This window comes from Gandjariella thermophila (assembly GCF_005405885.1).
Lineage (GTDB): Bacteria > Actinomycetota > Actinomycetes > Mycobacteriales > Pseudonocardiaceae > Gandjariella > Gandjariella thermophila.
Window position 1 is genome coordinate 1 of the sequence record NZ_BJFL01000006.1, and the last position, 14,166, is coordinate 14,166.

At 70.6% G+C, this 14,166-nt stretch carries 8 protein-coding genes and 1 pseudogene; 2 read left to right on the plus strand and 7 right to left on the minus strand.

Annotation, left to right across the window (positions count from 1 at the left end; all coding sequences use genetic code 11):
• Positions 1–170: 170 nt before the first annotated feature.
• A complete protein-coding gene (locus FFT21_RS08400; RefSeq protein ID WP_225978220.1) occupies positions 171–689 on the minus strand; it encodes a tyrosine-type recombinase/integrase in 519 nt (172 codons plus the stop codon).
• Positions 690–882: 193 nt separating this feature from the next.
• On the opposite strand from FFT21_RS08400, the pseudogene FFT21_RS08405 reads away from it, so the two are divergent.
• A pseudogene (locus tag FFT21_RS08405) lies at positions 883–1,476 on the plus strand (transposase family protein); the annotation flags it as partial.
• A gap of 139 nt (positions 1,477–1,615) precedes the next feature.
• Here FFT21_RS08405 and FFT21_RS08410 read toward each other — a convergent pair.
• Positions 1,616–3,250 carry an MFS transporter gene (locus FFT21_RS08410; RefSeq protein ID WP_225978221.1) on the minus strand — a complete coding sequence of 545 codons (1,635 nt, stop codon included), beginning with the start codon at positions 3,248–3,250 and terminating at the stop codon, positions 1,616–1,618.
• Between the two features lie 149 nt (positions 3,251–3,399).
• Between FFT21_RS08410 and FFT21_RS08415 the strand changes: the two genes are divergently transcribed.
• On the plus strand, positions 3,400–4,500 hold the full coding sequence (locus tag FFT21_RS08415) for an AI-2E family transporter (protein WP_371856747.1): 1,101 nt from the start codon (positions 3,400–3,402) through the stop codon (positions 4,498–4,500).
• A gap of 517 nt (positions 4,501–5,017) precedes the next feature.
• Here the strand turns inward: FFT21_RS08415 and FFT21_RS08420 are convergent.
• The 5 genes from FFT21_RS08420 to FFT21_RS08440 all read right to left on the minus strand — a co-directional run bounded on the left by FFT21_RS08420 (position 5,018) and on the right by FFT21_RS08440 (position 13,963).
• Complete coding sequence (locus tag FFT21_RS08420) at positions 5,018–6,265, minus strand: TIGR02679 family protein (protein ID WP_225978222.1); 1,248 nt, start codon at positions 6,263–6,265, stop codon at positions 5,018–5,020.
• The gene (locus tag FFT21_RS08425) at positions 6,256–10,383 is read right to left on the minus strand and encodes a TIGR02680 family protein (RefSeq protein ID WP_137813223.1); all 4,128 of its coding nucleotides are present in this window, start codon (positions 10,381–10,383) and stop codon (positions 6,256–6,258) included. Before FFT21_RS08425 ends, FFT21_RS08420 begins: the two co-directional genes overlap by 10 nt.
• Positions 10,380–11,597: a TIGR02678 family protein gene (locus FFT21_RS08430; RefSeq protein WP_137813224.1), complete on the minus strand. Its 1,218-nt coding sequence runs from the start codon at positions 11,595–11,597 to the stop codon at positions 10,380–10,382. The genes FFT21_RS08425 and FFT21_RS08430 overlap by 4 nt, the downstream gene beginning before the upstream one ends.
• A complete protein-coding gene (locus FFT21_RS08435; RefSeq protein WP_225978223.1) occupies positions 11,594–13,171 on the minus strand; it encodes a TIGR02677 family protein in 1,578 nt (525 codons plus the stop codon). Before FFT21_RS08435 ends, FFT21_RS08430 begins: the two co-directional genes overlap by 4 nt.
• A gap of 585 nt (positions 13,172–13,756) precedes the next feature.
• Positions 13,757–13,963, minus strand: a complete 207-nt coding sequence (locus FFT21_RS08440) for a hypothetical protein (RefSeq protein WP_137813226.1) — start codon at positions 13,961–13,963, stop codon at positions 13,757–13,759.
• Between the last annotated feature and the right edge of the window lie 203 nt (positions 13,964–14,166).

Below are 14,166 nucleotides of genomic sequence, written 5' to 3' on the forward strand. Positions count from 1 at the left end.
CGCCGTCAAACGCGCCCGGCACAACTCCTACCGGGTCAAACGCCCCACCGACCAGAACATCCGCCATACCGGCCCGGCCACCCCCCTACTGGCCTGCCCAAACACCCAAACTTAACGGCATTGCGATCATGGCCCGTACCCCTTTCGTCTGTCGTGCCATTGGCGTGCCATTAGCCCTTGGCCTTGCCCCCACCACGTCGGCCGACGCCACGCGCCTGCTTCTTGCTCATCGCCGCCTTGGCCCGCCGGTCCATCTCCGCCGCGATCTCCCGGTCGCGCTTGCTCGTCGCGTGCTGGTAGACCATCGCCGCCCGCAACGTCGAGTGGCCCATCCGGTACATCAGTTCCCGCGTGCTGGCACCGGCCTCCGCGGCGAGCTGGTTGCCGGTGTGGCGCAGGTCGTGGAAGTGAAACTCGGGCGGAAGCCCGGCCTTCCGCTTGTTGTCGTCCCACTTCACCGACCGCCGGAAGTTGGCCCGGCGAAGCCGAGCACCCTCCGGGCTGGTGAACACGAGCGACCCACCATCCACGCCGACGAACTCCGCAAGATGTCGCCGCAGTTCCGGCACGAGCAACGCGGGCAATGCAACCGTCCGCTTGCCCGCCTCGGACTTGTCCGCTCCCTTGATCCGGCACGGGTTGCGCCTGATGATCTCGTCGTCCTTCGCTGTGGCAAAGATAGAACGCAACAGCCGCTATGCCTTCGCGACTGTCGGTTCTCCCCTGCCGTGAGCCGTTTTTATCCTGGGCTGGATGCGTTGGCAGGCAAGGTCTTGCTGATCACAGGTTGATGAGCACCGGCGTGGCAACGCCCGGATATGACGAAGCCCCTGGTAGCAGAGCTATCAACCAAGACCGTTCTGCAGATGCCAGGGGCTTCACGTGCTGTTCTACCGTGCCGCGCTGCCGTTGTCACATCAGACCCTGACCTTCGTCTCCGGCCTGGTCCGCTCCCACCGCAAGCGGCTCGGCTCGGTGTGGCGCAAGCTCAACCCCGCACGGCAGGCACTGCTGGTGCTGGTGTACCTGCGCAAGGGCGAGCCGTTCGCCGAGGTGGGCGCCGGGTTCGCGGTCTCCACCACCACATGCTGGCGCTATGTCAACGAAGTCGTCGAACTGCTGGCCGGTCGGGCCCCGAAGCTGCGCGACGCACTACGCAAGGCCAAACGCCAGGGCCTGGCCTACGTGGTGATCGACGGCACGCTGATCCCGATTGACCGGATCGCCGCCGACCGGCCCTTCTACTCCGGCAAGCACAAGATCCACGGGGTGAACCTGCAGGTGATCGCCTCCCCGGACGGGACGATCCTGTGGGTGTCCGGCGACCTGCCCGGCAGCACCCACGACACCGCCGCCGCCCGGATCTGGAACATCCTCGCCGCGCTGCGCGACGCCGGGCTGATCGCCTTGGGCGGCAAGGGCTACCACGGCTACGACCAGACCGGCCGCCGCGTGATCACCCCGTACAAGGGTCGGGTCTCCGTCGCCGCACGGGGCTGGTACAGCGGGTTGCCGGGGCCCGACCTTGCTTGGGGCTTGCCCGCCGCAGTGACGGGCTGGGTCGGCACGGAGCAACAGCGCGATCGCCGTCCACTCAACCGCGTGGGACCCCGCGTCACGCGCTCGTTTTGGTATCGGGCGATTCGTGGTTCCGGCCGGGTTGCTCAGTGGGAATATGACGAGTGAAGAACAGCGAGATCGCTGCAATGACGGCCAGCGTGGCGATTGCTGCGCGCAGCGCCTGCACGCGGGCTGACTCGTTCTCGCCGAGGATGGCGGCGGCTGTGGGGGGCGGCACTCCGACATCGGAGAGGGTTCGAGCAAGTGTCGCGTCGGATATGAAGGGGACGCCGCTGGCAAGGGTGACCTCGGCATGGGAGGTTACCTGTTTCGGCACGGCCGGGTTCTGGCTGATCCCATGCAGGAACGACGTGGTCAGTACAGCGATGAGCACTGAGCCGGCGAGCGCGGTGCCAACGGATGCGCCGAGGTTTGTGGATGTGTTCTGGAGCCCCCCGACCTCGCTGGCCTGCTGGTCGGGTACTGCTGAAACGGTCACGCTACCGAGTTGCGACGCCAGCGATCCGATTCCGAGTCCAGCCAGAAGCATGGGTCCGGTGGTGATTTCCGGGCCGGCACCGACATGAAGCGCTGCCAGGAAGGCCACAAGGCCAGCGAAAAGGGCGAACAGTCCAGCTTGAACGACACGGCGAGGTGATACGCGCGGCGCTACCTTCGGGATGCCGGCGGCCGCCAGGAGCAGGGTGATCGAAAGCGGCAGTAGTCGCGCGCCGGTTTGGAGCGCGGAGAGTCCGAGCACGATCGACAGGAAGAGGGGCACGACGAAGAACAGTCCGGCTTGGAGGAGGAACTGGAAAAAGAAGACTGTCAGCCCGCCCCGGAGTTGGCGGTTCCCCAGGATGGCCGGATCGAGGAGCGGCTCGTGGTCTCGCGAGAGTCGGCGATGTTCCCAGGCGAGGAACGCCCACAGCACGATCGCGCCAGTCAGGATCAGCCAAAGGGTGATGGAGATGCCCAGCAGATGTGGCGCACCGGCATTGGGCAGCACCCATCCCCAGGTACTTGAACGGAGCACGGCGTAGACGGTGAGCCCGAGTCCGGCGGCGGAGAGCGCCGTGCCAGCGAGGTCGAGTGTCGGGCGGCGTTCTGGTAGAGCCTCTTCCATCCCACGGGCAAGCAGGAGGATGGCAAGCACGAGCACGACCTCACCCGCGAAGATCCAGCGCCACGAGAAGTAGGTTGTCACGAGTCCGCCGACCAGGGGCCCGACCGCGACGGCCATCGCGCCGGCGGAGGCGACCAATCCATAGGCCCGCGGGCGCTGTGCGCGGCCGAAGTTGGACGCCACCAGTGCCACGATCGCCGGCATGATGAGCACAGCACCCAACCCCTCGAGGAACGACCAACCCAGAATGAGCGTTCCCAGCCCCGGCGTCAGCGAGGTCGTCAGGGAGCCACACCCGTAGATCACGCACCCGATGCTGAAGGCGCGACGCCGGCCGATCAGCGCGCCGAGCTTGCCACCGGTGATCATGAACATCGCCATCACCAGGGTGTAGAGCGTGATCGCGGTCTGAATGCCGGTGACCGTCGTACCGACATCCTCGGCCACCGTGGCGATGGACACATTCATCACGGAGGTGTCCAGAGTCATCAGGAACTGCCCGGCCGCGAGAGTGAGAAGCACTATCCCCCCACCGGACGCCGCGGCCCTCGGCGTGGCGTTCACGCAGATCAGCGTAGGTACGCTCGGTCGAGACGGCCACTTTGCGAACAGCCGTCACCGCCGGTCGGCACCAAGATATTCATGCCAAACTTTCGTGTGAAGGCGCCGGCAGGTGGCATGACCGCGCACAGCGCTCCCCTAACGTCAAACAGGTGACCAGGCCACCGCGCCAGTCGTTCGGCCGTGCCAACGACAGGGAGCCGATCGGGGCCCTCCCCGCGGCGTTGCCACGCGGCCTCGTCGTGCTGCTCGGCCTCGCCGCCCTGGTCGTCGTCGTCGCAGGCATGAAGGGCATCGCCTGGCTCGCCGGGCCGACCTTCCTCGCGTTGGTCATCGTCATCGCCATCGCCCCAGTGCGGGCCTGGCTGCGGCGCCACGGCCTCCCGGCCTGGCTGAGCACCCTGGCACTCGTGGTGCTGGTCTACGCCGTGATCATCATGCTGGGCCTAGTGCTCATGGTCTCGGTGGCACGCCTGGCCACCGTGCTGCCCCAGTACGCCGGCCGCGCCACCGCGCTCGTCGACTCGCTGACCGCGGCACTGACCCGGTTCGGCGTGGGACCAGGGCAGGTGCGTGAAGCGGCCCGTTCCCTGGACCTCGGCAAGCTCACCCAGGCGGCCGGATCCGTGCTGAGCAACGTCACCGACGCGGCTGCCGGCCTCGTGTTCCTGCTGGCGCTGCTGGGGTTCCTCAGCCTGGAAGCCCACGGTGCGGGAGCACGGCTCGCCGACATCGCCACCGACCGCCCACAGGTCGTCGCCGCGCTGCACGACTTCGCCAGCGGCACCCGCCGCTACCTGGTCGTCACCACGGTCTTCGGGCTGATCGTGGCCGTCCTGGACACCATCGCGCTGGCCCTGCTCGGCATCCCGCTACCCATCCTGTGGGGGCTGCTGTCGTTCATCACCAACTACATCCCCAACATCGGCTTCGTGCTCGGCGTCCTCCCCCCGGCCCTGCTCGGACTGCTCATCGGTGGTTGGCAACTGATGCTGTTCGTCATCGCCATCTACAGCGCCCTGAACTTTGTCGTCCAGTCCCTGATCCAGCCCCGCTTCACCGGCCACGCAGTGGGGCTGTCGACCACCGTCGCGTTCGTCTCGCTCGTGTTCTGGACGTGGGTGCTCGGCCCCATCGGCGCGCTGCTGTCCATTCCCCTGGCGCTGCTGGCCAAGGCACTTCTGGTGGACATCGACCCCCGAGCCCGGTGGGCCGACGCCCTGCTGCGCTCCCAACCAGAAAAAGAGACCTGACCGCAGGGCCGCCGACGATGGTCGACGAGGGACGCCCCACAGCGCTTTGCGCTGGTGATCGACGGCACCGCAACCCCATCCCAGAGGTAGGTCGGCTCCGCCGGGGTCCCTGGCGACCAGGTAGTTGGTGACGAACGCCAGGTTTGTCTCGGCCTGCGCCAACCAAGCGTAACCGGTGTAGAACCCGCCGGGACCTTCCGGCAGACCACCCCCGCCGACACCGAGACCCGCCGGCTGCACGACGCCCTCGGCATCGCGCTCCCACCGCGGATCCTGCACCTGGACACCGAACACCCAACAACGTCCTGACCAGGAACAACACTCACGCCTAGTGACACGACATGCCACCAGGCGCCAGCCCGTTCGCCCAGCGGACGGTGGCGGTCTCGACGGTACGGATCGTGCGGTTTGCGGCGTAAGACCGAGCGCGTCGATCAGCTGCCCGCGCTCGTTGGAACGGTCTCCGTTCAGCCACGTCGACACGGCTGCGTGCCGCAGGTCGTCGGTGTCCTCCGCGTCAGGTGGCCAGGTCGACCAGCAGGTCGTCGAGAACGAGTTCTTCGTCGATCCGCCGCGCGGCGGCGCGCATGGCGGGGCCGAGTTCGGGGTCCCAGCGCGCGTCGATCGGTGGGCCGGTCAGCTCCCGACCCAGGCCAGCGGCGACGAGACCCTGGTAAGCCCGGGTGTCGTAGCGCCAGGCGGTGACCGGCAGTCCGCGGTGCAGCACGTTGCCGATACGCAGGCCGCCCCAGTCGAAGTCACCGTGGAACCGCAGGCGTGCACCGGCGGCGGCGAGCAGCCGCAGCAGCCGCGTCACCGCTGCCCCGGGTTGGCCGTTGCTGCACACCAGTGGTGCACATGCGGACCCGAGCCGGTCCGCCGCGTCGGCGACCACAACCGGGTTCTCGCAGATCGACACGGTCCGATCGGCGACATCGAGGCGTGGTGCGTCCCGAACGAGCTGCCTCAGGGTGAGGGCGACCGGTTGGCCCGCCTCCCGCAACGCACCGAGTGCCCTTCCGGTGGCGGTGCTGCCGTCGCCGGGCAGGCCAAGGGTCAGCACGGTGGTGGACAGTTCGTCCCGCAGCAGGCCCACCGCGGCCCACACCTCGCGGCGCCATTCCGCACCCGTCCCAGCCGGCAGCCCGGCCAGCGCGCGAGCCGCACCGATCACCAGTGTCGCCAGTGGACGGTCGTCGTCCAGGGCGTGCGCGTCGCCGGTGACCCGCGCCGCGAACCGGCCCAGCGGCTCACCGGATGCCGGGAGCTGGTCGAGCACCGCGGCCACCTCGACCAGCAGCGGAACGGCCGCCTCCGGGGTGCCGGCGAGCCGCCGCACGAGCCCGCTGCCGCGCAACCGCTCGTACCACGCCGCCAGTTCCGGCCGCGCGGCTGTCGCGGTCCGCACCGGCGCGAACGCCGCCTGCCATGCGCGTTCCTGTGCCGCGGCAACCGAAGACCGGACCGCGACCGGGCCGGTGAGTGCGACCACGGCGGCCGCCAGACCGTCCGGGCAGGCGCCGGAACGGCGGAGTACCTCGTCCACCGCCGGCAGCGAAACCTGCAACGTCCGGCCGGCACGTGGCCGCCGTCCGAGCAGCCGCTGCACCGCATGCCGCTGCTCGGGTGTGGCGTCGGTCAGGGTGACGCTGCCGTCCAGTGGTTCCTCCCGTTCCAGTCGGCGGCGGACCCGATCCACCAGCCAGGCCAGGTCCTCCCCGCCGAGTAGCCGGGCAAGCCGAGCATGGTCGTGGCTCAGTTCCACAGGGCGTTCTGCTCCACGGAGGTGGTCGGCGCCTGGTCACCGGCGGTCGCCATCGAGGCCGCGTCCGGACGGGCCACCCGGACGCGTTGCCGTCCGTCCCACTCCCACGGGGTCACCAGCACCGCCGGCACGTCGTCGGTGCGCGACAGCTGGGCGATGGCCAGCCCGGACACTTCCGGGTAGCAGCCCCATTCGCGCTCACTGGTCATCACCACGTCGAGGTCGAACGCGGCCAACAGCCCCATGCACTTGGCCCGGGAATCGTCGTCCACACCGGCGAAGGCCTCGTCCAGCGTGACCAGCCGAGGGGCGTGCGGGTTGCCGGCCGAGGCGTAGTGCGACGAGGCCGCGGCGAACAGCGGCACGCTCGCGGCGAGCACCCGCTCGCCACCCGAAGCGGGGCCGGTGGCCGAACGCCACTGCCCGTTCTGGTGCCGCTGAATCACGAACCGGTGCCAGCCGCGGTAGTCCAGCGCCTCGGTGAGGTGCTCCAACCAGGTCCCCGCGGTGTTCTCCGCGCGGACCTCGGCGATCCTGGCCTGCAGGAACGCGCCAACGGCCGCGCGGTCCTCCTCGGACCAGGCATCGGAGGTCTGCCGCAACAGCCGCTCCCGCGCGGCGGCCAGTCCCGCGGGGCCGTCGTCGGCGGGCTGCCACAGCAGGCGCAGCCGCATCCCGGTGCTGGTGGGCCGCTCGGCCAGTTCGGCGTTCATGCGCGCGACCTGCGCCTCCGCGGCGGATATCAACTCCTGCAGGGTGCTGGCGACCTCGTTGACCAGGTGATTCTCCAGGATCTCCCGCTCACGCTCGTCCAGCAGCCGTTGCCGCTCGGTCACCTCGACCGACAGCGCGGCAACCAGTTCCGGCACCGTGCACGGACGGCCCTGGAACATCACGTCGACCACGATGCCCTCGTCCAGCAGTCGCGCCGAGGCCGTGTTGCCGTGCCGGGACAGGGTTTCCGCGAGGGTCTTGAACTCCTCCGTCACCCGGCGCTGTACCCGTTCCCACGCCGTGTCGTCGTCGGTGACCTCGGTGAGCTCGCGCTCCACCTGCCGGGCCAGGCGCACCGCCGGGTCCGGCGCCCATGGTGTCGCGGTGTCCGGAGTGGACAGCTCGGGTACCGCCACGGTGAGCAGACCCGTTGCCGTGAACCGGCGCAGCGACTCGGCAGCGGCCGAGCGTTCCGCGGTCACCGGTTCGAGCTGCTCGCGCAGCGTCTCCAACTGGCCCTCGGCACGGCCCCGCGCGCGGACGGCCTCGGTCCGCCGCCCGTCCGCAGCACGCCGTCGCTGCTCGCAGGAGCGCAGTTCCTCGGCTACCTCGGCGAGTTGCCGCTGCAGCTCGGCCACTGCCGCGCCGACCGTGCTGTCCAGGGTGTGGTAGTGCTCCGCGGCCTCGACCGCCGCCCGTTCGGCCGTCCCGGCCCGCTCGGCGCGCAGTGCCAACTCCGCCTCGGCGAGGCCGAGCTCCTCCCCGGCCTCACCGGCCTCCCGCCGGGCGTCGGCCCGCTCGCGCAGGGCCGGCCACAGCCCGGCGAGCGCGAGCCGGTAGTGGTGCAGGCCGTCCCGGACCGCGGCGAGTTGTCGGGCGTCCGCGGGAAGGCCAAGCTCGGCGGCGCCCTCGGCGAGTTCGCCCTCGGCCTGTTCGGCCGCCTCGGTCGCGCGCGCCAGCGCTTCCGAAGCCGCGGCCTGGCGTTCGGCCAGCCGCTCCGCCTCGGCGTCGAGGGCTTCCACCGTGGCATGCGCCGAACGCAGCCCGGCGTCATCCGGGTAATCGGCAAGCTCACCGGCGAGCGCACCGCGGCGCGCCGCCAACTCCTCGCGGCCGGCGGCGACGCTGCTGAGTTCGGCACGCACCTCGGCCAGTTCGGCGCGCAGCTCGGCCAGCCTGGCCCTGCGGGCGGCTTCCCGCGCGCCGCGACCGATGTAGACCGCGGTGGGCTTGCGCCACGCACCTTCCAGCACGCCGAGCCGGAACCGGCCCGTCGTGCTCACCCAGGTGGCTCCGCTGTGCTCGCCGAAACCGACCGCGGACAGGATCGCGACCACCGCCTCGTCGGAGACGGCCGCGGCCCGCGGATCCTCCCGGTCGACCGCCGGGCGAAGCGTGCCCGCGAGGCTGGCGGTGGGTCGCGGCGCCGAGGGCTCCGGCCGCAGCAGCACGTCGTGGGTGTCCGGCGAGATCAACTCACCGTCGGGGCTGATCCAGGCGTCAAGCATGCCGGACGCCTCCAGCGCGGCCTCCAGCCCGGCCCGGTCCTCGCTGCCCAGTTCGTCGGCGAAGTCCACCAGTTGCCACAGCGGCGCACCGACCCGACCATCCCGTGTGGACGGATCACGGGTGTGCGGCGGCGGCGGAACGCTGTCCTCGCCCCGCTCCAACCGTTGCATCTCCGCCGCCAGTTCGGCCTCCCGCCGCCGGGCCTCCTCGGCGCGGCCATCCAGGGCCGCCTCGGCGCGGGCCAACCGCCCCGCAGCGGCGTGTCCGGCCACGTCGACCGCCGCACGAGCCGGGTTCGCCCCGTCCACCGTGTCCACCCACAGCTCCAGCGCGGCAAGCACGGCCGCCGGGTCGTCGACGCGGAACTCCCGCACCGTCTCCAGATACCGGCGCGTCGCCGCCACCAGCTCGGCGCCGCGTTCCCGCACGGCGCCGGCGGCCGTCGCGCGGCGTTCGGCCAGCGCGCCGGCCTCGCTCGCCAGATCATCGACCCGCTGGCGCCGCGCCGCCACGGACCGCCGCGCCTCCTCGGCGGCCCGGATCAGCCCCTCGACGTGGTTGGTCGCGCGCTGCTGCCGGTCAACGAGCTGTTCCGCCGCCGACCGCGGCTGCCCTTCGGCGGTGTGGTCCAACGCGGCGTCCACGTCGCGCGCATGCGCCTCGGCGAGACGTGCCGTTCGCGCGGCATCGAGAGCCTCGCCCCTCGCGGCGTCCAGCGCCTGCTCCGCCGCCGACACGCGGGACTGTGCCGCGGCGGCCCTGCCTTGCCGCTTCTCCACCTGTCTGGCCGCGGCCGCACGGTCGTCGGCCGCCTGCTCGGCCTCGCCGGCGAGCCGGCGGGCGTCGTCGGCTGCCCGCTCCAACTCCCGGGCGCTGCGCATCTCCGGCCCGGCGCGCAGCGTCTTGTCCCTGGTCTGCAGGCGCAGCGTGGCCTGCTGCACCTCGGCCAGCGCGCTTTCCGCCGCTTCGAGCTCCTGCCCGGCCTCGGCGTAGGCGGTCTCGGCGGCGGCAAGCTCGGCGCGCAACTTCTCGTATGCCGACTGTGCCCTGCGCGGTTCGGCCGCCCGCCGCCGCGCGGCCGTCCGCGCGTAGCGGCGGTAGTGGTGGAGGAAGGAGTCCGCGCCCTGCTGTGCATCGCTCATCGCGGCAAGGGCGTCCCGGTCCTCCTCCAGGCTGCGGAACGCCTCCGCGACGTCGGCCACCACGGCCTGGTCCAGCGGCGGCAACGCCTCGGTGAGCGCGGTGGACAACGCCTTCTCGCTGGGGCGTTTGGACAACTGTGGTGCGCGAAGCTGGATGAGCAGGTTCACCAGCGCGGCGTAGCGCTGCTCGCCGAGGCCGAAGAGGGTCTCGTCCACCGCTCGCCGGTACTCCCTGACCCGGTCGTAGACCATGCCGTGGTCGCCGAGCGCCTCGTCCAGCCGATCGCGGGTCAACGCGGTCCTCGTCGCGTCCACAAGAGACAGATCGGCGCCGATCCTTCGCGAGGTCACGAAGAACCAGTGGCGGGCGATTCCCCTGCCGGACACCGCCTTCAGGCCGCAGCCGAGGGTGCGGAAGTCGGCGGTACCGTCCTCCCGCAGCCGGCCAAACTCCAGCCACGTGTAGCCGAGCCGTTCCGGGTGCGGATGCGCCCCACCGAGCAGCAGGTTCCACTCCATCCGCTTCTTCGGGTCGGCGTCCGGCTCCACCCGGTGCGGGCTGAGCTCGCCGTCGAGCAGGAACGGCAGGGTCAGGGCAAGCACCTTCGACTTTCCGGTGCCATTGTTGCCGCGCAGCAGCAGGCGACCCTCGCGGAACCAGAACTCCTCTTGGTCGTAGTAGAAGAGATCAACCAAGCCGGCACGTAGCGGCTGCCAGCGTTCGCGGCTCGGTAACGGCAACGGCCGGTTCACCTGGCCTCCCTGGTCGTCACGGTCTCGCGAATGGTGGGTGCGGTGATCGCGTAGCGGCCGAGGGCGGGGAGTGCGCTGACGCCATCCGGGTGCCGGCGCACCAGCCGCAGCGCCTCGAGCCGCTCGATCGCGAGCCGGACCAGTTCGGTTTCGGCGCCCGCCTCGGTGGCGCTCTTCCGCCAGAACGACCGGTGCTCCCTGGCCAGATTCCGCACCCGTTCGTGCAACTCGGTCAACGGCACCACGCGGGAGGAACCGGCGTCGGCCAGGTACTCGGCCAGCAGCAGCGTCACGTGGCCCTCGGTGCCGCTTTCCGGCATGCGGACGTCGGTGAGATCGTCGGCGGGGTCCACCATGGCGATGCCCTCGGCACGAACCTCGGGCACCAGCCCGGTGAGTTCGGTGATCCGCCGGGTGATCGCGGCCCGCTGGCTGGTCAGGTACGCGGCCTGGGCCCGGTCGAGATCCTCGTAGTACAGCACGGGCTCGTCCAGCAGGCGCCGGGTCAGCTCGTGCCGAATGGCGCGGTTGCGCAGGTCGTCGGTGTCGGGCAGAGCGTCGGCGGTCAGCGCGGCGAGTCGCTCCGGCAATTCGCGGGCGGTGACGGTGGACGGCCCGCGCGGGGTGACCAGCAGGGCGGCCAGGACCCGCCGCCGCACGTCGTAGAGAACGTCGCCGGACTCCCTGACAAAGGCTTCCTCCTCTCCCGCGACCCGGCTGAGCACGCCGAGATCAAGCAGCAGCCGGACCACGGCCACCAGGTCGCTGCGCTCGTCCCGGCTGTCCAGCCGGAACACCACGCCGGCCTCGACAAGTTCGGGGTCGGCCGCCGCCAGCACCACCTGTTCGGCAAGCCTGCCCAGGGTGATCTGGGCATCCGCGCGCTCCAGCACGGCCAGTGCCAGGCAGGCCAGCACGTACCGGCGGCGGCCGAACGGCACCCGGGTGCGGACCTCCCGCGCGGGGTAGGTGTGCTCGCGGGCGCCGGAATGCACCTTGAGCAGGCGGGCCACCTCGCTGTCGACCAGCACGCGCCAGCCCGTGTTGCGCTCGAACCAGTCACGCAGCACGGACGCGTGCCGGCGCACCAACGCGAACTCGTCCGCCGTTGGTCCACTGGCGAGCAACAACGGGCGACGCAGCAGGGCGCGGGCCGCCCTGCGCAGCTCGTCGGCCTTCGAGGCGGACAGCGCATCGGTCACGGCATGGGTCATGCGGACCGCTCCTCGACACTGTCGGCGGCCAGGTCAACGATCTCGATCAGGTGGTCCGGCCCGCCAAAGACACCGGCCGGTGTGCGGATCTGCGCGGTGCCGCCGCCCTCGAGTACGGTGAGCCGAACTTCCAGGGTCCCGTCCGCGGTGGCCGTGGTCACCGCCCGTTGGCCCGGTCTGCGGGCGGCGAGCGCGTCCCCGAGCAACTGGAGGAACAGGTCGAAGGCCGTGGCGTCCAGCTCACCGATGTCCCTCAGCCGAGTGGGGTGCGTGGTGACCAGCCGAGCACGGGCCTCGGCGGTCTGGGCCGCCTGCTGGGCGGCCCGCTCGGCCAGCAGGCGCCGGTGCTCGGCGCGGTCCACGATCCGGTTGGGCCTGCCCCGCCGCTCGTAGCTGCCGGTGCGCTTCAGTATCGGGCTGATCACCACCGGCGGTGCCTGCGCCCACGGGGTGCTGGGCGGCACCGGGTTCTCCGTCTCCTCGGCCAGGGTGTCCCCGTTGGTGGTGAGGTGGCGGGCGGAGGACAGGCCGAAGGCGGCCCGCCAGAGCTGGTGCATGGCGTCCGTGTCCGGCGCCTGAGCGAACCAGCGGGCCAGCGTGCGGAAGTCGGCGGAGCGGTCCGACCGGCCGGCGCGCCGCTCGTTGAGGCTGGCCACGACCTGCAGCAACTGCGGGATGGCCGCGCGGGCGCGGGACCGCAGCAGCTTGGCCTGGCTGGGATGGTTCGGCTCACTGACGAACCACTGCCGCAGGCCACCCCACCGTTCCCGCCAGGAGGCCAGCCCCTGCGCGAACGCGACGGCACGCGGGTCGTCCGCCTCGCCGTCGCCCGCGCCGGGAGCCGCGTCCTCCGCCTCCCGCCGTGCGGCCAGCGCCAGCAGCCGGTCGACACCGGACTCCTCGATCCGGTGCAGCAGGGTCGCTATCTCCGCCCCGGTGGTCACCAGGTCCTTCACGAAACGTTCGAGGTAGTCAATAAGCCGGTCCTTGTAGGAGCGGAAGGCGTCGACGTCTGCGTCGTGCAGGTCGATGGTGCGCTGCAACGAGCCCATGAACGCCTGCGCGTTGCCGGCCAGGTCGGTGAACCGGTCGACCAGCCCGCGCAGCAGGAGGTGCGTCTTCGCCGGGTCCGGGGCCGCAACCGTGGCCAGTTCGAGCAGCGCCCGCAACTGGGTGACGATGTCGGCGAGCGCGACGGCCTGCAGTGCACCCCGCTTGCCCAACGCCTCGTCGTAGGCGGCCAGTGCCTTTTCCACTGCTTCACCCGCGGAGGTGAGCTGGTAGAGGAAGCGGGCGCGGTGGAAATCCTCGACCGTGGTGACCCGGCTGGTGTCCGGATCAGCGCGAAGGTTGCCCCACTCCTCCAGGTTGTTCAGCGCGTCCGTCACGGTCCGGAGATCGGGAGCGGCCACGCCGTCGGGACACTCCGCGACAAGTGCCTCGTGCACGTCCTCGGGGCGCAGGTGCACCACGAACCGCCGCTTGGCCTGCATCAACACGCCCATGACCTGCCGGTACAGCTCGGCGTTCGGCGTGGTCAGGTGGGCGAACGTCTGGTACTGATGCTCTGGCACTTGCTCCTCCGGGAGTGGTCTGCGTGCCCGGTTCCCCATCATGCCTGGTGGTACTGACAGCCTGTGCAGAGGCCGTGACGGCCCGCCGCACCCCACACGCAGAATCCCCCGCCCAGCCACCCGGTCCCCGTCCGGGCGGCTCCATCCACGCAGGAACACCGCGCCGCACGTCGAGAGCGGCGGCGACACGGAGCATCCGCGCGGGGCGGTGGCGGTGGCGGTGGCGGTGGCGGTCGAGGAAAATTCTCGAACACGCTGATCCCTTCCGACTCACCCGCGGCCGACCGACGGCATCTCTCGCACGATGCGGGCGAAGTGGAATGGCGACCTCGATCACCGCCGGATCACACTCAAGCATCACGGCCAGGCACGATATGGGTCAAACCACCACCCGAAGCAGGACACCACCATCCTCAGGGACACGATAGACGATCAGGGTGAAGTCCTCTCCCGGTGGATGGATCTTGTGGTGAGAACTCTCGAGTCCCACCGAAGGCAGCACAGGTCAGCGCGGTTACCGCCTCTTGTGTAGGACCCGCCGCTGGTTCGGTGCCATGAGGGAGCTCGAACATCGCGCGTCGTAGTTCATGACACCCTGGCAGCGGTTCCATGCCGTTCGTCTACATCCACGCCGTGCTGTTCGCCGTCTAACAGCTCGTCCTTGTCGGTGGCGAAGGTGATCGGATCGTCGTAGGTTCCGGTGCCACCGGCCTGGGAATGGATCTGCGGGTAGGAGATGTCGCTACTGCCCGGCGGGTCGTTGTCCCGTGCCCCGTACAGGGTCACGAGCATGTTGTAGGTCGTGCTCGCCGGCCGGACGGGGGTGCTCGGATGGGCAGCGGCTTACCCGACTCCCGGTACGGCGAGCACCGCGCCTAACGCGAGTATGAGAGCGACAGTTTTTCGGATCACTGCGTCCTCCCGGACTGCTGGGAAACGTGCGGGGTTGCGGCGGCAAAACGTGTGGCGTGCCCGATGTGGGCGTCGGTCTCCGT